19 protein-coding genes are annotated in these 19,596 nt (G+C 33.1%); all 19 read right to left on the bottom strand.

Features of this window, described 5'->3' with window-relative positions:
- Positions 1 to 27 precede the first annotated feature (27 nt).
- Positions 28 to 375, bottom strand: coding sequence for a 50S ribosomal protein L19 (gene rplS, locus FM121_RS11820; protein ID WP_086952365.1), 348 nt, complete (start codon positions 373 to 375; stop codon positions 28 to 30).
- Positions 376 to 506: 131 nt separating this feature from the next.
- Complete coding sequence (trmD, locus tag FM121_RS11815; RefSeq protein ID WP_086952538.1) at positions 507 to 1,247, bottom strand: tRNA (guanosine(37)-N1)-methyltransferase TrmD; 741 nt, start codon at positions 1,245 to 1,247, stop codon at positions 507 to 509.
- Positions 1,237 to 1,767 (bottom strand): ribosome maturation factor RimM, encoded by a 531-nt coding sequence (rimM, locus tag FM121_RS11810; RefSeq protein ID WP_086952364.1) that lies wholly within the window; start codon positions 1,765 to 1,767, stop codon positions 1,237 to 1,239. The genes trmD and rimM overlap by 11 nt, the downstream gene beginning before the upstream one ends.
- A gap of 116 nt (positions 1,768 to 1,883) precedes the next feature.
- Positions 1,884 to 2,258, bottom strand: a complete 375-nt coding sequence (locus FM121_RS11805) for a hypothetical protein (RefSeq protein WP_086952363.1) — start codon at positions 2,256 to 2,258, stop codon at positions 1,884 to 1,886.
- A gap of 166 nt (positions 2,259 to 2,424) precedes the next feature.
- The gene (locus tag FM121_RS11800) at positions 2,425 to 2,679 is read right to left on the bottom strand and encodes a KH domain-containing protein (RefSeq protein WP_086952362.1); all 255 of its coding nucleotides are present in this window, start codon (positions 2,677 to 2,679) and stop codon (positions 2,425 to 2,427) included.
- A gap of 13 nt (positions 2,680 to 2,692) precedes the next feature.
- Positions 2,693 to 2,968 (bottom strand): 30S ribosomal protein S16, encoded by a 276-nt coding sequence (rpsP, locus tag FM121_RS11795; protein ID WP_086952361.1) that lies wholly within the window; start codon positions 2,966 to 2,968, stop codon positions 2,693 to 2,695.
- A 160-nt stretch (positions 2,969 to 3,128) separates the two neighbouring features.
- A complete protein-coding gene (locus FM121_RS11790) occupies positions 3,129 to 4,577 on the bottom strand; it encodes an amidase (protein ID WP_373385085.1) in 1,449 nt (482 codons plus the stop codon).
- 126 nt (positions 4,578 to 4,703) lie between these two features.
- Complete coding sequence (locus tag FM121_RS11785; RefSeq protein ID WP_086952359.1) at positions 4,704 to 5,234, bottom strand: GNAT family N-acetyltransferase; 531 nt, start codon at positions 5,232 to 5,234, stop codon at positions 4,704 to 4,706.
- A gap of 103 nt (positions 5,235 to 5,337) precedes the next feature.
- Positions 5,338 to 6,771, bottom strand: a complete 1,434-nt coding sequence (ffh, locus tag FM121_RS11780; protein WP_086952358.1) for a signal recognition particle protein — start codon at positions 6,769 to 6,771, stop codon at positions 5,338 to 5,340.
- 12 nt (positions 6,772 to 6,783) lie between these two features.
- A complete protein-coding gene (locus tag FM121_RS11775; protein WP_373385084.1) occupies positions 6,784 to 7,101 on the bottom strand; it encodes a putative DNA-binding protein in 318 nt (105 codons plus the stop codon).
- Between the two features lie 228 nt (positions 7,102 to 7,329).
- The gene (locus FM121_RS11770; protein WP_086952356.1) at positions 7,330 to 8,862 is read right to left on the bottom strand and encodes a HAMP domain-containing sensor histidine kinase; all 1,533 of its coding nucleotides are present in this window, start codon (positions 8,860 to 8,862) and stop codon (positions 7,330 to 7,332) included.
- Positions 8,862 to 9,551: a response regulator transcription factor gene (locus tag FM121_RS11765; RefSeq protein ID WP_086952355.1), complete on the bottom strand. Its 690-nt coding sequence runs from the start codon at positions 9,549 to 9,551 to the stop codon at positions 8,862 to 8,864. The genes FM121_RS11770 and FM121_RS11765 overlap by 1 nt, the downstream gene beginning before the upstream one ends.
- Before the next feature lie 157 nt (positions 9,552 to 9,708).
- Positions 9,709 to 11,469, bottom strand: a complete 1,761-nt coding sequence (locus FM121_RS11760; protein ID WP_143597085.1) for an ABC transporter ATP-binding protein — start codon at positions 11,467 to 11,469, stop codon at positions 9,709 to 9,711.
- Positions 11,470 to 11,494: 25 nt separating this feature from the next.
- Positions 11,495 to 13,213: an ABC transporter ATP-binding protein gene (locus FM121_RS11755; protein ID WP_086952353.1), complete on the bottom strand. Its 1,719-nt coding sequence runs from the start codon at positions 13,211 to 13,213 to the stop codon at positions 11,495 to 11,497.
- Positions 13,214 to 13,461: 248 nt separating this feature from the next.
- Positions 13,462 to 14,889 carry an NADP-dependent phosphogluconate dehydrogenase gene (gene gndA / locus FM121_RS11750; RefSeq protein ID WP_086952352.1) on the bottom strand — a complete coding sequence of 476 codons (1,428 nt, stop codon included), beginning with the start codon at positions 14,887 to 14,889 and terminating at the stop codon, positions 13,462 to 13,464.
- A 97-nt stretch (positions 14,890 to 14,986) separates the two neighbouring features.
- Positions 14,987 to 15,889 (bottom strand): DMT family transporter, encoded by a 903-nt coding sequence (locus FM121_RS11745; protein ID WP_086952351.1) that lies wholly within the window; start codon positions 15,887 to 15,889, stop codon positions 14,987 to 14,989.
- Between the two features lie 117 nt (positions 15,890 to 16,006).
- Positions 16,007 to 16,717, bottom strand: a complete 711-nt coding sequence (gene budA, locus FM121_RS11740; RefSeq protein WP_086952350.1) for an acetolactate decarboxylase — start codon at positions 16,715 to 16,717, stop codon at positions 16,007 to 16,009.
- Positions 16,718 to 16,729: 12 nt separating this feature from the next.
- Positions 16,730 to 18,394, bottom strand: coding sequence for an acetolactate synthase AlsS (gene alsS, locus FM121_RS11735; RefSeq protein WP_086952349.1), 1,665 nt, complete (start codon positions 18,392 to 18,394; stop codon positions 16,730 to 16,732).
- 175 nt (positions 18,395 to 18,569) lie between these two features.
- On the bottom strand, positions 18,570 to 19,505 hold the full coding sequence (locus FM121_RS11730) for a metal ABC transporter substrate-binding protein (protein ID WP_086952348.1): 936 nt from the start codon (positions 19,503 to 19,505) through the stop codon (positions 18,570 to 18,572).
- Positions 19,506 to 19,596 lie beyond the last annotated feature (91 nt).

Genomic DNA, 19,596 nt, shown 5'->3' with positions numbered 1-19,596 from the left:
AGTGCTTCACCTATTAATAACGAATTATTAACGACGGATTTCTTTAATTCTAGCTTTTTTACCGTGTAATGCACGTAAGTAATAAAGTTTCGCACGACGTACTTTACCGTAACGGATAACTTCGATTTGTGCAACACGTGGTGTATGGATTGGGAACGTACGTTCAACACCAACACCATTTGAAATTTTACGAACTGTATAAGTTTCACTTACTCCAGCTCCACGGCGTTTGATTACCACACCTTCAAATAATTGGATACGTTCACGAGTACCCTCTACAACTTTAGCGTGTACACGTACAGTATCACCAGGTCTAAAAGCTGGGATGTCTGAACGTAATTGTTCTTGAGTAATTGCTTCGATTAATGGATTCATTTTTCGATATTCTCCTTATTTCCAAAACACTCATATGAATTTTTTCATAGCGGAATGTCGTAATATGTTGAGCTCTTACACTCACCAAATTATCTTAACATAATCTAATAAGACTGTAAAGCTCTTTTTCTTTACAAGTTCTCTTCTTTTTTGACTTCATCTAGTATTTTAACCATCTCTGGTGTCATATCTAATGTTTCTAACATGTCAGGCCTTCTTAGAAGCGTTCTTCTTAAAGATTCTCTTAATTGCCACTCAGCAATTAACTTATGGTTACCATTTGTCAAAACATGGGGAACTTCCATACCTTCATATTCTGCTGGACGGGTATATTGCGGGTGTTCCAACAGTCCTGTTGAATGAGAATCACCTTTTGCTGATTCATCATTTCCTAAGACTTCTGGCAGTAAGCGAACAGTTGCATCGATCATTGTCATAGCACCTAATTCTCCGCCTGTTAAGACGTAATCTCCTAAAGAAACTTCGTCAGTCACTAAACTTCTGATACGTTCATCATAGCCTTCATAATGACCACAAACAAAAACTAAATGTTCTTCTTCAGCGAATTCTTCTGCTAGTTTTTGATTAAATGGTTTTCCTGCTGGATCAAGTAAAATAATTCGTTGTTTTTGATGTCCTGAATCAGCTTGAATTGTTTTAATGGCATCATGGATAGGTTGAACTTTTAGTAACATGCCTGCTCCACCACCGTATGGATAATCATCTACTTGTTGGTGCTTATTTGTAGAAAAATCACGGAAGTTACTGATATGAACATCTAATAAATTTTTATCTATCGCTTTTCCTAAAATTGATTCAGTTAAAGGACCTTCAAACATTCTTGGAAACAGTGTTAAGACATCAATTCTCATCATCAATCAATCCTTCTGGAATCTCGACTTCAACACGATTATTAGCTATATCCACTAGCGTTACGACTGATTCGATGTAAGGAATCAAGATATCTTTTTTACCTTTTTGATTTTGACCAATCACCCAGACATCATTAGCTCCTGGTGAAAGAATTTCTTTAATCGTTCCCATTAATTTTCCTTCTTCGTCAAAAACTTCTAAACCAACAATTTGATGGTAATAAAAAGCATTCTTTTCTAATTTACCTAAATCTTTTTTATCCACTTTTAAGATGCCATCACGATATTTTTCAACATCATTAATATTTGGATGATCTTCAAAACTAATAATGTCAAAATTTTTATGTTTGCGATGACTTTTTACAGTTAGTGTAATCGGCTTTTTATTTTCTTGAAATAAAAATAAATCTTTGCCTTTTTTATATCTTTCATCTGAAAAATCCGTTTTTGATATCACTCGGACTTCTCCTTTAATCCCTTGTGTGTTGACAATCTTGCCCACGTTTAAGTATTCTGTCACTTGTGTAACCCCTCTTCATCTAAAATGTCTCATACATTGTATCATTGAACACTAGCAAGTGTCATTAAAAAACATATTTAGATAAAAAGATTGACCTCATTTTAGCGATTATATTTTTATTTAGCTAAGCTAACTCTTTTTATAGAATTTCCCGCGACTTGGGGAGGAATGGAATAAGTCATAGCAGTCGGTGTTTCTAGTTCAAATTCGATCAAGCTACCTACTTTAAAATCTTCTGGCTTCATTTCTTTATCAAAAATAGTCATATCGGCCAAAAGAACCACTCCGTTAGCGTTTAAGCTATCTAATAAGTTATCTTCGTCTTTAATTGCTATTATTTTTTCAAACGCCAGTATAACCGTATCTTCATCTATAATCGGTACTTCTGATAATTCACCTTTAAATGTAGAACTACTAATTTTTAATTCTTTTTGCGATGATACTTCTGTCTCTTTTGATACATTTGTTTTTAATTCTTCTTTTTTGAACATGCACCTAATACCAATACGGTTAATAAAAGACCTGTTAGTATAGTTTTTTTCTTCATTTTTTTACACCTAATTTCTATATGATATCTCTATCTTAATTTAAAAAGCAATTTAGGTAAAACATAATCCTCGTCATTTAATTTATTAAAAAAAGCTTAGTCAAAATTGACTAAGCTTTCGTGCTACCATCTAAAATATTTAAGCGAACTTTTTTAGGTTCTGCTGTTCGTACACTATAAACGATCGTTCGAATAGCTTTAGCTACTCGTCCTTGTTTACCAATAATACGTCCAATATCCTCAGGGGCAACGGTTAGGTTGTATTCCATGTATTGATCACCTTCAGTGACTTCTAAATGGACATTCTCAGGCTGACTAACTAACGGACGGACAATGGTTAAAACCAAATCTTTAACATCAGTCATTCAAAGTCCCACCTTATTTTTTAGTGTATTTAGCTTCGTGATGTTTTTTCATAATTCCTTCACGAGATAAAATGTTACGTACTGTATCAGAAGGTTGAGCACCTTTTGATAACCAATCTAAGATTTCTTCTTCTTTAACTGTAACTAGCGCAGGATTAACTAATGGATTATAAGTTCCTACTACTTCGATGTAACGTCCGTCACGAGGAGAACGAGAATCTGCTACTACCATACGATAAAAAGGTTTCTTTTTAGAACCCATACGTTTTAAACGAATTTTAACTGCCATTTATTGGCACCTCCAGATATATATTTCTTAATCACAAGAAGTATCATAACAGTTTTTTTCGAGGTTGTAAAGTGTTTTTTCTTTACAGGTTAATTTTTTATTAATGATTTCTTCATATATTTCTTTTTTCTGCTAAACAGCAGACTACTACGAGGTTTTTTTATTTATAAACATCAGGAATAAATAATTTATGTAGTTCCTCAAACCATTTTCCTACTTCAAGTAATAAACTATCATTTCCTTTGCTTGCCATTAGTTGCACACCGATTGGTAGATTCTCTTTTTCCGTCATATGTGTTGGCAAACTAATAGCTGGTTGCCCTGTTAAATTAGCTAGTTGCGTATACGGTGTTATCCATAAACTTTTTTCAAACATTTCATAGATTAATCTATCTAATTCGGTCTTTGTCTGAAACTCAGCATGATTCATCCGATTTCTTATATCAGCACTTTGTAGATCGTCAATTACTTTTGGCGCAATGGTTGTAGCAGTCGGTGATAAAAACAAATCATATGTTTCAAAAAGTTCTTCCATAATAACTGCTGATTGATCCCATATGTTAAAACTATCGGCATAATCAGCAGCTGATAATTTTTTTCCATATTGATAAATAGTCCAGGTCATTAACTCCATATCCTCTTTAACAAGTTCTCTATCAAATTTTTTCGAAATATGGTTCATCATATTTGCAGTTTCTCCACCATTCATCTGATAATAACTATTGATAAGTCCTAACCCATCAACCGGATAATCAATTACTTCAACTGTATGACCTAGACTTTCTAAAAAGGTAGCTGCATTATGAACAGCAAGAATCGCTTCCTCTGACACTTGATTACCGACTGGCGATGTAGTACAAACAGCAATTCTAAGAGGTCTATTAACCACTGGTAAGCTTGCTTTAGGCTGATTAAAAGGTGAAAATTGTTTGTTTGGTTTTAAAATGCGTAACATCTTTTTAGTATCTCTAATTGAGACACCTAAAATAAAATTGACGGAAGCGCCTTGCCAATCTCTATAACCATCTGGTCCTGTGACAATTTTGCCCCGACTAGGCTTCATTCCTATCAAGCCAGTAAAACTTGCAGGTATTCTAATAGATCCTCCACCGTCACTTGCCCCAGCGATAGGAGAAATACCCGAAGCAACTACAGATGCAGCTCCGCCACTACTTCCACCAGAATAACGTTCCAAATCTAAAGGATTCAATGTATCTCCATGAAGTTCTGAATCAGTAACATTTTTAAATCCATATTCTGGCGCAGTTGTCACACCAAAAGGAATGAAACCCGCCTGTTCTATTCTCGAAACGTAATGGTTTGTTTGATTTGTAATATTTTTTTTAAATAACTTAGATCCCATCGTCTGATGAAACCCTTGCTTATTTTGGCCTAGGTCTTTCAGTGGGAATGGAACACCGTAGAAAGGGTTATTTTTTAACAACTGTCCGCTAGATTCTAACGATTTTTTTGCTTTATTTATATCTAACTCTACAAAAGCATTTAATTTCTCATGTTTTTTTGCTTTTTTATACATCTCATCTAAAGCTTCAATTGGCGACATTTCGTTATTACGAATCAAACCAGCAAGATAAGTCGCGTCTTTTATCATAAAAATCCCTCCATATACTACTATCTAATCAATTTTTTGCCTAAATGACAAGAAGTTTAGAGTAATTAGGATTTATTTTGAAATAAACGGATAGTATTTATTCATAATAAAAACAAAATTGACTTACCAACAGTCTCCTTCACGATAGTCACAGATAAAATTATCATTAATATTAATTGTGTCTTTAGGGTTAAAAACTAAAATTTTTTCATCAGAATCTTTTATACCAGACAATCCAAATTCTTTTAGTTCTCCGTGCCAATTCTTCCAATCCATCTTTTGATAAAGAGAAAAACCATCTTCTGACGAACATAACGCCCCAAAATCATACGCTTTTTCTATGATTTCATTGACTTGGCTCATTAATTTTTGACCAATGCCTTGTCTCTGATAATTTTTTGATACTGCCATTGCTTCTACGTAGCCTACGTAATGAGCTTTTTCACCAACAACCATTGATCTTTGAACAATTGAAACATGTCCAATCAAAGTCTCTTTATCTTTTATAAACAAATGAATCCCACCAAGAGCATGAGAAAGGTCAGTTCTTGAGAAATTACCTTTAAATACTTGATCTAAAAAAAGAAATAACGCTTCTTTTTCTGTTTCTTTTAATTCATAGCTATGTTTGATTTCTATCTGATAGTTCTTCATGAACGCTACCTAGCTTTCTAATCAATATTTTATAAAAATATGCTACCAGCTATACAAAGTAATTCTCGCTTTTGTACAGTGGCAGCATGTTTATTTAAATGACTTATTTTTTCTTTTTCTTTTTATTCTTGTTTTTCACTTTTTTCTTATTCTTCTTAATCATCTTGTTCATGGCCATTTTACCAAGTTTTCCTTGAACACCATTCCCCATCAGATTTTCCATACCAGCTGGCATATTGCCTTTACTCATTTGTTGCATCATTTTTTTCGATTCATTGAATTGTTTGATCATACGGTTAACTTCTACAACTGAGTTACCTGATCCTGCTGCAAGACGACGACGACGACTTGGATTTAATAAGTCTGGATTTTCTCGTTCTGCTGGTGTCATCGAGAAAACAATAGCTTTTTTACGAGCCACATCTTTTGGATCCACTTTTATTTGATCCAAACCAGGCATATTACTCATACCAGGAATCATTTTAAGAAGATCCTCTAAAGGTCCCATTCCCATTACTTGATCTAATTGCTCAATAAAATCATTAAAGTCGAAGCTATTTTCACGCATTTTACGGGCTAATTCTTCTGCTTGATCATCATCATACTCACGTTGTGCTTTTTCGATCAAGGTAAGCATATCACCCATACCTAAAATACGAGAAGACATACGATCTGGATGGAAAACTTCAATATCTGTTAATTTTTCACCAGTCCCGATAAACTTGATTGGTTTCCCTGTAATACCACGAATAGAAAGCGCGGCACCACCACGTGTGTCTCCATCTAGTTTTGTTAAAACAACCCCAGTCACATCTAATTGTTCATCAAAACTTTGAGCAACTGTTACAGCATCCTGACCAGTCATAGCATCTACAGTTAAAAGAATTTCGTTTGGATTAGCAAATTCTTTAATTCGTTTTAACTCATCCATTAAAGGTTCGTCAATGTGTAAACGACCTGCTGTATCAATAAAGACATAATCATTTTTATTTTCTTTGGCTTGTTCTAGACCACGACGAACAATTTCAACTGGATCAGTATCTGTTCCCATATCAAAAACAGGTATATCTAGTTGCTGACCAATAACTTTTAATTGATCAATCGCTGCTGGACGATACACATCTCCTGCGATAAGTAATGGACGAGCTTGTTCATTTTTCTTTAAAAAATTAGATAATTTTCCGACAAAAGTTGTTTTACCCGCACCTTGTAAACCAACCATCATCACGATTGTTGGAATTTTCGGTGATTTATTTAATTCAACTGCTTCTGAACCTAATACTTTTGTTAATTCTTCATCAACAATTTTAACAATTTGTTGGGTTGGGTTTAAAGATTCTAAAATCTCAACACCAATTGATCTTTCACCCACACGTTTTGTAAATCCTCGAACAACTTGTAAGTTAACATCGGCTTCTAAAAGAGCCAAACGTATCTCACGCATCATTTCTTTTACGTCTTCTTCTTTCACCGTACCTTTTTTCTTAAGTTTACTCATTGCGACCTGTAAGCGGTCAGTTAAGCTTTCAAATGCCAATTTAAATCTCTCCTACTCTTCTTCAATTTCTTGTATTTTATCTAAAATCGTCATTATTCTTTCGTCTGATTGGTACTCTGTTTCTACAATTTTTTTTATTTCATCAATCATTTCTTCTCTGACAATATAATTAGAATATAAATGTAGTTTTTTTTCGTAATTCTCCAATAGTTTCTCTGTTCTTTTTATGTTATCGTAAACAGCTTGTCTACTGACATTATACTCTCCACCTATTTCACCTAAAGAAAAATCATCTGCATAGTATAATTCGATATAGTTCATCTGCTTTTCTGTCAAAAGGGTTGAATAAAACTCAAATAAAGCATTCATTCGATTTGTTTTTTCTATTTCCAAGTCAATTCCCTCCTTTTTTGACGAATGGATCCAATCTCTTCAACATTATAACATAATCAATATACGTTTATTATAATTTTTATTTCAATTTTTAAATACTTACACAATTATTCTGTTAAATCACCAGTTACAAACTAGTCTATATAAAAAAGAAGGGGATATAAGAACGTGTTGTCCTTATATCCCCTATAAACATTAGACTAATCAATTAGTTTCATCTGGTTCTTCTATTTCTGGATATTCAACTATTGGTAAAACAAAGGTAAATGCTGTTCCTTTATTTTCATGACTTTTCACACTAATTTTACCACTATAATTATCAATTAATTGCTCCGCGATTGATAATCCTAGTCCATTTCCACCAGTATTTCTTGCTCTGGCTTTATCCACACGATAGAAACGATTAAATATTTTATCTAAATTCTCTTTAGATATCCCTTCACCAAAATCTTGAACCATTATTTCTATGGCGTGATAGGATAAGGAAGCAGAAATTAAAACTTCTTTTCGATCCATAGAATATTTGACCGCATTGTCTAAAAGAATAATCAAAATTTGTTCTAAATGATTCCGATAAATTTTTACTTCTACATCAGAATCCAAATCATCGTCTAAATTAAAAGTAAACTCTGGATATAACATTTGAAAGTTACTCACATTTGTATGAATGACTTCTTTAGCCATCGTTGTATTTTCTGAATAAAGAAATTCAGATTGTTCTGCTCGAGATAGATCTAGCATCTCCTGAACTAAACTTTTCATGCGAACAATTTCTTGCAATGATGCTTCTAAAGATTCTGCCAAAATTTCTGGATCATCTTTTCCCCAACGATTTAATAAACTAATATGTCCTTCAATCACAGCAACTGGTGTTCTAAGCTCATGAGAAACGTCTTCTACAAACTGTTGTTGTTGTAAAATAAATTTTTGCATACGTTCTAACATATCGTTGAAAGCATTAGCTAAATCTGAAATCTCATCATTAGCTTTGGGCACTGGCATTCTAACACCTGTTTTGTGTGCTTCTTCAATGCTATTCAGCGTTTTAGCCATTTTTCTTAAAGGACTTGTAAAATAATTAGAAAGAATAAAACCAATAATAATACTAAATAAAACACCAAAAATTTCTAAAATAATTAGTGTATTAAGTAATCTTTCTCGCACAGCATAATAGCTGCTTAGCTCATAAAACCCTTGTGCATAACCAATTAATTGATTAGTTTTGGAAGAATAGACAGGCTGCAATAAAATTAATCCTGTAATATTATCCACCGTTTGGATAGTTGTTGTACTTTGTGCTTCCTCTTTAAACGGTAGATACGCATTTTTTGTTTCAAATAAAAGTCGTTCATCTGCACCGTAAATTTTCACATTAAGTTCAGGTTGAGATAATTCTGAGATAAAACTATTTAATTTCATCAAACTTGCTTCAAGTGTCTCACGGTCATAATATTTATTTCTAATAAAATCACCTGTGGTATCTTTAAGAAAAAAGACCGTACTATTTAATGTTAAATCTTCTTCAGAACGGCCCAATCTAGATTCAATTTCATCCATTGTTCGATTAAATTTATCTGTTTCTTGTCGAACAATAATTTTAGTACTCGTTTGGTACGTAACAAATGAGAAAATAGAGAATAGAACTGAAATGGCTAAAGCTGTTAAAAATGTCCACTTAAAAGTAATAGAGCGCCACGTAAACTTCGATGGCAGCTCTATATTTTGAAATGATTTCATCAGGATCTCATCACATATCCTGTACCTCTGACGGTTTGGATATAACTATCATCACCTGGTACATCAATTTTATTACGCAGATATCTAATATAAACATCCACTACGTTTGTTTCGACTTCAATTTCATATCCCCATACTTTATTCAATAAAACATCTCTTGAAAGAACCACATTAACATTTTCCATCAAGATAAGTAATAATTCATATTCTCTTTTAGTTAATTCAATGATTTCAGAATTACGACGCACCACACGATTTTCTTTTTCAATGGTTAAATCACGATAAGTAATAGTTGTCTGCTTGGTAATATTTTTATCTCCTTCGATATCAATTCGACGGAGTAAGGCTCTTAACCTTGCTAATAATTCCTCTATCGCAAAAGGTTTTATGATATAATCATCTGCACCATGATCCAATCCTGAAACACGATCAATTACTGAATCTCTTGCAGTCATCATGATAATAGGTGTATTTTTAGCTTGTCTAATTCGACGACAAACTTCAAGTCCATTTAACTCTGGTAACATAAGATCCAAAAGAATCGCATCCCAGTCTTCAGATAAAGCAGCCTCTAAACCATTTCGTCCATTATAATGAACCTCTGTTTCATACCCTTCATGTTTAAGCTCTAATTCAACGAAACGAGCCAAGTTTTTTTCATCCTCGACGATTAAAATTTTGTTTGACATACATTCACATGCCTTTCTAAGCTACTTCACATATTTTTTACATTACCTCAATTATAACGATTATTAGTGCAAAAATCTATTCTATCTTTTTTTTTTTTATATTCCACCAATAAAAAACAGAGATACCTTGCGTTTAAAGGCATCTCTGTTTATTTTTTTATTCAAAAACAAATTGATTTTCATAGAGTTCCGCATAAAAGCCATGTGCTTTCAATAATTCTTCATGGGTTCCCTCTTCAATTATTTCTCCTTGATTTAAAACAACTATATAGTCAGCATTTAGAATCGTTTTTAGTCTATGAGCTATCACAAAACTTGTTCGACCTTTGACGATATTTTCCATTGCTTTTTGAATACGACTCTCTGTCACTGTATCAACGTTACTTGTAGCCTCGTCTAAAATAAGTAACGAGGGGTCTGTTAAAATAGTTCTTGCAATACTAATTAGTTGCTTCTGACCTACACTAAAGACACTATTTTCATCATTTATTTTTGTATCATATCCTTCTTCTAAAGACATAATAAACTCGTGAATATTTGCCTGTTTAGCTGCATTAATCATATCATCTTCACTTGCTTCACGGTTCCCAAAAATAATATTATCTCGAATTGTTCCTGAAAATAGAACAGAATCTTGTAAAACAATACCAATATGTGATCTCAAGCTAGGCAAAGAAATATCTCTAATATCTTTACCATCAATCTTAATCGCACCACTGTCCACATTGTAAAATCGATTGAGTAAGTTCATTACCGTTGTTTTTCCAGAACCAGTCGGCCCTACAAGAGCCACCATTTGACCTTTTTTTGCTTTTAAATTGACTTTTTTCAAAATTGGGGTTCCTTCAACATATGAAAAATCAACATCTTCTAAAACGACTTCTTCATTAATGCCATCAATAGAAGTCGTATTAGGACGTTCAAACTCATCATCTACAACAAAGATTTCATTTAAACGACGAGCACCAGTAAAGGCTAATTGTAACATACTAAACTGTGATGATATCTGTGTTAATGGCATGTAAAATTGTTGTGAATATTGAATAAACATCACGATTAATCCTAATCCAACTGCTTTTTCCATACCACCATCAAGAACTAACCAACCACCAAAAAAGATAACTATCGCAGTATTTAAAATTGAAATTCCCTGCATTGTTGGAAATAACAAGCCAGAATAAACTTGACCTTTAAAAGTAGCTTTCTTTACTTCTTTATTTAAGACTTCAAATCCTTCTATCGTTTCTTCTTCTAAACCATTTGTGATAATCACTTTTTGTCCTGATATTTTTTCATCAATGTAACCATTTAACTTGCCGACATTTTCCTGTTGAACGGCCACATTTTTCTCAGCCTGTTTAATAATATAGGCTGAAATCAAGATAGCAATCGGTGAAATAGCCAGTGTCGCCCAAGACATCGGAACGTTAGCTCTAAACATCATGATTAACACACCTATCATCATTGAAAAATTCGTCATTACTTGGATTAATGCTTGATTCATTGTATTAGAAATATTATCTAAATCACTTGTAAAACGACTTAAAATTTCACCATCTTGATGATTATCAAAATATTGGATTGTCATTTTTTCTAATTTTTTGAATAAATTAATCCTCATATTATTGGTTGATTTACCAGTCACTGCCGACATTAAAATATTTTGAATAAACATCGCAATCCAGTTCAAAACATATAGTCCAACTAACAATTTAATAATACTAACAAAAGGACCTTTATCAGCTGCTTGTGTGGCAAAGTAAGTTCCGGCATATTTTGTTAATTCTTCAATTGCTTTACCTGTATATTGAGGTGCTTTAACTTGTAAGTAAGTAGAAAAAATGATGGACACTGTTATGATTAACAACTGTAATTTGTAAGCTCTTAAGTAAATCCAGAAAAACTGAATAACACTCATTTTTTTAGTATTTTCTTTCGTCATTTTATTCTACCTCCTTAGCTTTTTGAGTTTCGTAAATTTCACGATAAACGTCACTCGTTTTAAGAAGCTCTTTATGCGTGCCTTGCGCTACTAGCTTCCCTTCATCCAGCACTAAAATATTATCTGCCTGAATAACTGAAGAGATTTTTTGCGCTATAATAAAAGTGGTTGTATCCGTCAATTCATTAGCTAAAGCCTCTTTTACTAATTTTTCAGAACGAGCATCTAAAGCACTCGTGCTATCGTCTAAAACAAGTACTTTCGGTTTACCAATAACGCCTCTTGTAATAGATAGTCGTTGTTTTTGACCACCAGAAAAGTTCGACCCACGCTCTTCAACGTGGCTAAAATAACCTTCTGTTTGACGATCGATAAATTCACTTGCTTGAGCAATTCGTGAAGCTCTTTCCATCGCTTCATTATCTGCATTTTTAAACCCTTGCCTTAAATTATCAGCAATTGTTCCTGAAAATAGAATCGCTTTCTGTAAAACTAAAGCAACATTGTGACGTAAATCTTCCTTATCAACATCTCTTAAATCCACATCACCAACCAAAATAGATCCTTCTGTTGGATCGTACATTCTAGCAATCATTTGTGCTAACGTTGACTTACCAGCACCAGTTGCTCCAACTACTCCAATTGATTGACCGCTTTGAACATCAAAGGTAATATTTTTTAGAGTTGGTACGTCTTCCCCGTCATAAGCAAAGCTAACATTATCAAAAATAACTGACCCATCTTTGATTGGTTTAATTCCTTCTTCTTTAAAAATTAAAGTTGGCTCTGTTTCAAGTATCTCATTTAATCTTTTTAAAGAAACCATTCCACGAGATGCCATCATCATCATCATTCCACCAATAATAATACTCATCATAATTTGCATTAAATAATTCATAAATGAGACAATTGCACCAATCACTTCCATATCTGTTTTTGCTAAATCAGCTGCAAAATAGATAGAAGTAACAATAGCTAAACTTGAAATTAGCATAAACGTCGGAATCATAATTGAAAATAAATTTCCCACTGTAATTGTATGTTTAGCTAATTTATCTGAAACTTTTGTAAATTTATTGGTTTCATTTTCTTCTTGAACAAAAGATTTTACTACACGAATCCCCAATAAATTTTCTTTTGCGATACTATTAACCGTTTCAATATATCCTTGAATTTTAGTAAAATGCTTACCCATTAAACCAAATAAAGACATCACCGTGAGTAAAACTAAAACAACTAATACAATAATGACCCACCATAACTTTGGTAATGTCATCAACGCTAAAATAAAACTTCCTACAAATAAAATGGGAATTCTTAAAATTGTTTGAAATGTCATCATCACAATATTTTGAATTTGATTGATGTCATTCGTTAAGCGAACAACTAAATTACTCGTCGAAAATTTTTCAATATCATTGAATGAAAATGTTTGGATTTTTTTAAAACCATCTGAACGTATTTCTGATGCCACTTCTTGAGAGACTTTAGCAGCGACAACCGTATTTATAATTCCTGCAACTAAACCAATTAGTGCAACAACAATTAACGTTATTCCTACACTTTTCAACTCCTGACTATCTTCTTTCATGACAGCTGTCATCACTTTTTGTAATAATTTTGGCTGCCATAACATTGAAATTACCATTAATGTTGTCATTAAAAGCGACAGTAAAACGAGGCGACCTTGGGCCTTTACTTTCTGAATTAATAATGCCATAAATTATCCTTCCTTCCTGAATTAGTCAGAACTATATCATATACGAATACCTGTTCTTTTGCAATCAAAAAACATCAAATACTATAAAAAAAGTGACATTTTGTCTCTCTTGCATTATATAGACACTTTACAACTAAATATGTACTATCATATCAATATCTAATTTAATCAACAATCAACTGTTAGTTGAATAATAAAAAGACTGCAACATAAGGATTAAACTTACGTTACAATCTTTTAATTGTTTACTATTTATTTGCTTCTCCATACCAATCGTAATGGAATACTCCTTCACGATCTTTACGTAAATAAGTATGAGCGCCAAAGTAATCTCTTTGCGCTTGGATAATGTTAGCAGGTAAATCAGCTGTACGATAAGAATCAAAGTACGCAATCGCTGAAGAGAATGTTGGTGTTGGCACGCCTGATTGAACAGCTAACGCTACAACATCTCTTACTGATTGTTGGTATTTTTGAGTAATATCTATGAAATACTCATCTAATAACAGATTTTTAATTTCTGGATTACGATCATAAGCATCTGTAATTTCTTGTAGGAAACGAGCACGGATGATACAACCAGCACGGAAAATTTTTGCAATTTCACTGTAATTTAAATCCCAACCGTATTCTTCACTCGCTGTACGGTATTGAGCAAATCCCTGAGCGTAACTCATTATTTTACTAAAATACAAAGCCTGTCTGATTTTTTCAACGAGCTCTTTTTTGTCTCCAGTAAATGCTGGCACTTCCATTTGTGGAATGATCTTACTTGCTTCTACTCGTTCTTCTTTAAGAGCCGAAATATATCTGGCATAAACAGATTCTGTAATAAGTGGTAGCGGTGTTCCCAAGTCTAAAGAATTTTGACTTGTCCATTTACCAGTTCCTTTATTACCAGCAGCATCTAAGATAACATCGACAATGGGTTTTCCCGTTCCTAAATCATCTTTTCTAGTCAAGATGTCAGAAGTAATTTCCATTAAATAGCTATCTAATTCACCTTGATTCCAATCAGTAAAGATTTCAGCAACTTCTTCAACTGATAAACCTAAAACGCGCGTTAAAATATCATAGCTTTCTGCAATTAATTGCATATCACCATATTCGATACCATTATGCACCATTTTTACATAGTGTCCAGCACCATTAGGACCAATATAAGTGACGCAAGGCTCTCCGTCATTTGCTTTGGCAGCAATTTGTTCGAAAATCGGTTTAACCAATTCATAAGCTTCTTTTTGTCCACCTGGCATCATTGAAGGTCCTTTAAGCGCGCCTTCTTCTCCACCAGACACACCAGTACCGATGAAATTAATACCAGAATTAGCTAATTCTTCATTACGTCTGATAGTATCCTTGAAGAATGTATTACCACCGTCGATTAAAATATCGCCTTTATCTAAATGAGGTAATAAACTTTGAATCGTTAAATCTGTTGCTTTTCCTGCTTGAACCATTAACATAATACGTCTTGGTTTTTCTAAAGAAGCAACAAACTCTTCTATTGTATACGTCGCTACTAATTTTTTTTCAGGATGTTCTTTGATAACCTCTTCTGTTTTTGAACCTGTTCTATTAAAAATAGAGACTGAATACCCTCTACTTTCGATATTTAAAGCTAAATTTTTCCCCATTACAGCCATTCCTACAACACCAATTTGTTGTTTAGACATGAAATTACCTCCTATAAGTAAATACCGTTATATTTAGGTATTTTTTGATCTTATTCATTATAGCCTATTTTCAGAAAAATTAAAATAATTCTTACCTTTATTCAGATTCTTGATTTCTCGATAGTAAAAAGACTGAAAAAATAATGATTCCCATACTTAAAATTTCAATTGGTAGAATGATTACATTTAAAAAAAGACTTGAAAAAAGGGCAGAACTAAGCGGTTCAAAAGATGTCAAAAGACTAGAAAATTGTGCTGGAATATATCTTGTACTTTTTAGTAAGCAGATATAAGAAAAAATTGTACCAAAAACTACAATAAAACTGATTAGACTAATGGTCGTTACATCTAACTTAGGCACATCCTTCCAGACTGGGTGATAAAATTGATACAACAAACCTCCCATTAACATTCCCCAACCAATAATAGTCGTTGTTCCATATTTTGCCATTAAATTTCTGGGTTGGATAATATAAAAAGCACCAAAAAGCCCAGCACATAACCCCCAGAAAAGACCCATTGGAGACATAGAAAGTGTTGTAAAATCCCCTTTCGTCACTAACAAAGCCGTTCCGAATAATGAAAGTAGGATACTAATAACACTCATTTTACTAGGTATTTTTTTCGATTCAAACATTAAGTAAATAACAATAAAAATAGGCGATAAGTATTGTAAAATTGTGGCTGTCGCCGCATTACTAACTTCAATTGCCTTAAAAAATGAAAATTGTAATAAAATGACACCAAAAAAACTAAAAATAAAAGCACCAAAAAGATCTTTTTTGTTTTTAAGAATTGCAAAAACCTGTTTTTTCTCCGTTGTATAGAGATAACATAAAATTAAAATACCGGCAAAAAGGATTCGAACACTAACTAACCAACTTGTTTCAACTCCTTTTTCTTGCATAATATATTGAGCCGAAACTCCTGAACCACCCCAAAATATAGCTCCCGTTATCGCTAGGATGATTCCTTTCATCTTATTACCTTTTTTATTCATTTACAATTCCTCCAACTACAATAATAATTTTAATTATAGTTCATTTCATCTAATTTAAGCAAAATAAATATCAGAATGAGAAAATTTATAGTCAATTTCTCACTCTGATATTATTTTTTATTCTGCTTGCTCTATTTCACTCGCTAAATCAGCATAATCAATATCATTATTTAAAAAAGTTGGATCGTTTATTGGGAATAATTGTGTCATGGTATCAAAATCTGATATTTCTAGCACACCACTAGCTAATTCAAAATCCATAACATGTCCACCAAATGTTTTATCTTCACTTATAAAATGTAAATGAAAACCAGCAGCAGCCACACCTTGAAATAGTTCCGGTGTAAAAAATCCAACTAACGTTCCCTTGATATTATTTCGCTCAAATTCTGGCTGAATTTTTGAAACTTCCACCAATCGTTTATACGGTTTTTCTTGTTTAGGCATAATTCTGATATGCATTTTATCAAATTTCCCAGTTAGTTTGATAGCTGAAAAAATATTATTACTTTTGAATTCATTTTTTATCTTCATTAATGTTTCATCAGACGTTACACTTTCTTCAAAGAAAAACTGCCGATCTGCTTTGAAATTAGCAACAGCTGCATAGGGTGTCATCTCTGTACCACTTAATTTGATTAGTGCTCCATCAGATTTCCCTTGAAAAGCCTGTCCGTTTAATATAATAACTTCGCCATCTAAACCATGAAGTGTCCCGATACCAAAATCACCCATTTCAAGTAAATTGGCTATTGATGCCGTTCCATCCATAAGTCCTGCCATTAATGCCCCTAAAGTCCCATGTTGATATAAAGTTTTATTTGCCATATTAACGTCTCCTTAATAAAATTGATCTGGTAAAATAGATTTCCCTAAATCTTGATTATCACTGTAGTCAATTGGAATATCAATAATCACAGGTCCGTCAGTTTCCATACCTATTTGGATTGCCTCTTCTAGCTCATTTTTACTTGTTGCTCGCAACCCAAGTGCTCCAAAGCTCTCCGCATATTTCACAAAATCAACCGGCCCAAGCTCAACACCAGATGAACGATTATATTTCATTTCTTCTTGGAATTCAACCATATTATAATGACCATCGTTCCAAACTAAATGAATAATTTTTAAATTTTTTCTAACAGCAGTTTCTAAGTCTTGTGAGGAGAAAAGAAAACCCCCATCACCAGAAATCGAGATAATTTGCGTATTAGGTCTCACCAAAGCAGCTGATATCGCCCAAGGTAGCGCAACGCCTAATGTTTGCATCCCGTTACTAAATAGCAAATGACGAGGTTCATAACTCTTAAAATGACGAGCCATCCAGATATAGTGACTACCAACATCTACTGTCACAGTCATTGAGTCATCCGTTTTTTCTTGTAACACATTAATTACTTCTAACGGATGAACTAAACCTGTTGTTTTTTTATTTTTCACTACATCACGATCGTTTAATCGTATTCTTAAATCGTCTAAATACAATTTAGCTTCATCCGTTGTTTGCGTTCCTGTTAAACTAGTAGTTAATGCTAATAAATTACCAGCAATATCACCAATTAATTCTTTTTCAGGTTGCATAAAGCCATCGATTTCAGCTGGAGTATCATCAATAACAATAATCTTCGCATCTTTTTCAGCATTCCAGTTACGTGCTTCATACTCAATCGGATCATAACCAATTGCTATGATTAGATCACTCCGTTTCAACAAAGCATCCCCTGGTTGATTTCTAAATAAACCAACACGCCCAAAGAAATGATTTTCTAATTCTCGTGAAATAACACCTGCTGCTTGAAACGTTTCAACTACAGGCAAATCTGTTTTTTGCACCAATTCTCTGATAGCTTCGGTAACTTCTTGACTAGATGATCTCATTCCGACTAAAAGAACAGGCAATTGCGCTGCTTCAATGCGTTTTGATAACGCATCAATCTCCTCTCCTCTAGCCACACCTAACCTTGGATCTTCTAAAGGCTTGATATGTTGATTGGTTACCTGCGCATCTACCACATCTTGAGGAATACTAATAAAACTTGCACCTTGTTTTGATGCTGTTGCTAATCTAAAAGCATTTGCCATAATCTCCGAAATAGTTTCTGGATCTTGAATTTCAGCACTATATTTAGTAATTGGTTTGAAAAGTGCTGCATTATCCATACTTTGATGAGTTAATTTTAAAAGATCGCTTCTCTTAACTTGTCCAGCAATCGCTAATACTGGATCTCCTTCTGCAGTCGCTGTTACTAATCCAGTTGCCAAATTACTTGCTCCAGGTCCACTTGTTGCAATGACAACACCAGGTTTACCCGTTAAACGACCAATTCCCTGTGCCATAAATGCCGCATTTTGTTCATGTCTTGTAACAATTAATTCTGGTCCATCATCTACTAAAGCATTAAAAACACCATCAATCTTAGCACCTGGAATCCCAAACACATATTCAACACCATGATTTTTCAAACTTTCTACTACAGTGTTACTACCTTGTTTTATATCTTTTTCCATGTGCATACGCCTCTTTCTTGTTTTTAGTAACACAGTTTTTGGAAACTGTGTTACTTGCTTATGTTCATTGTAGCACATTTGGGGTTATATGTTCAAAGATATACTCAAAATAAATAAAAAATCAAATTCAAAAATTATTTCATTTTTGGATTTGATTTTCTATAATAATTTATTTTTACTTGATTGTTTTTTTCAATGCTTCTAGATTAGATGTCATAATAGATAGATAGTCTACGCCATTTTTTCGATCTTTTTCAGGAACGCTCTCCATTGGATTTAAAACTTCTAATTCGGCACCCGTCGCACTAGAAATTGTTTTTGCTATTTTAGGTGATGCTGAACTTTCTGTGTAAATAATTTTTATGTTTTCATTTTTCACAAAATCTTCAATTCCTTTTAACTCTTTAGGTGTAGGTTCTTGATCAGGAGAAATACCTGAGATAGCAACTTGTTCTAACTTGTACTCGTGTGCTAGGTATGAAAATGCCGTATGCTGAGTAACAAACTTGCGATTTTTTGCTCCTTTAAATACTGTTTCATAGTCTTTATCTAGTTCGTTCAATTTTTCAGTATATTCTTTTTTATTTTTTTCATAAAACTCTTTATTTTTATCGTCTGTTTCAATAATCGCTTGATAAATTGTGGTTACTTCTTTACTTGCTAATTTAGGATTTAACCATACATGAGGATCATGGATTCCACTATGATCATGACCCTCGTGACCATCCTCTTCTTCATCATGACTTCCTGTAAGTAATTCAATTCCTTTACTTGCTTCCACAACTTTAACTTTTTTTGTATCAATATTTTTCAACACTGTTTCAACCCATGTTTCCATTTCATTTGAATTATAGATAAAGATATCAGCTTCTTGAATTTTAGCCATATCCTTTGCACTCGGTTCATAATCATGAGGTTCCACACCTCCATCTATTAACATAGAAACATTTGCCTTATCTTTTGTCACATTTTTTGTGAAATCATACATTGGATAAAAGCTAGTTACAATATTTAGTTTTCCATCTTCTATTTTTTTTTCTTTTTTTGTGCCACATGCTGTTACTGTTAAAGTTGCTACTAATAAAATCATTAATCCAAAATATTTCTTCATTTAATTCTCCTTCAAATCGTAATCACTACTGTTTAGGTTTTTAGTTTAACTTTTATCCGTTTTAAATGCAAGTAATTTAATAAAAAAGAAG

Origin of the sequence: Vagococcus fluvialis bH819 (assembly GCF_900163795.1) — a bacterium.
Lineage (GTDB): Bacteria > Bacillota > Bacilli > Lactobacillales > Vagococcaceae > Vagococcus > Vagococcus fluvialis_A.
Note: the sequence above shows the minus strand (reverse complement) of the source record. Positions and strands in the feature narration are given on the sequence as shown.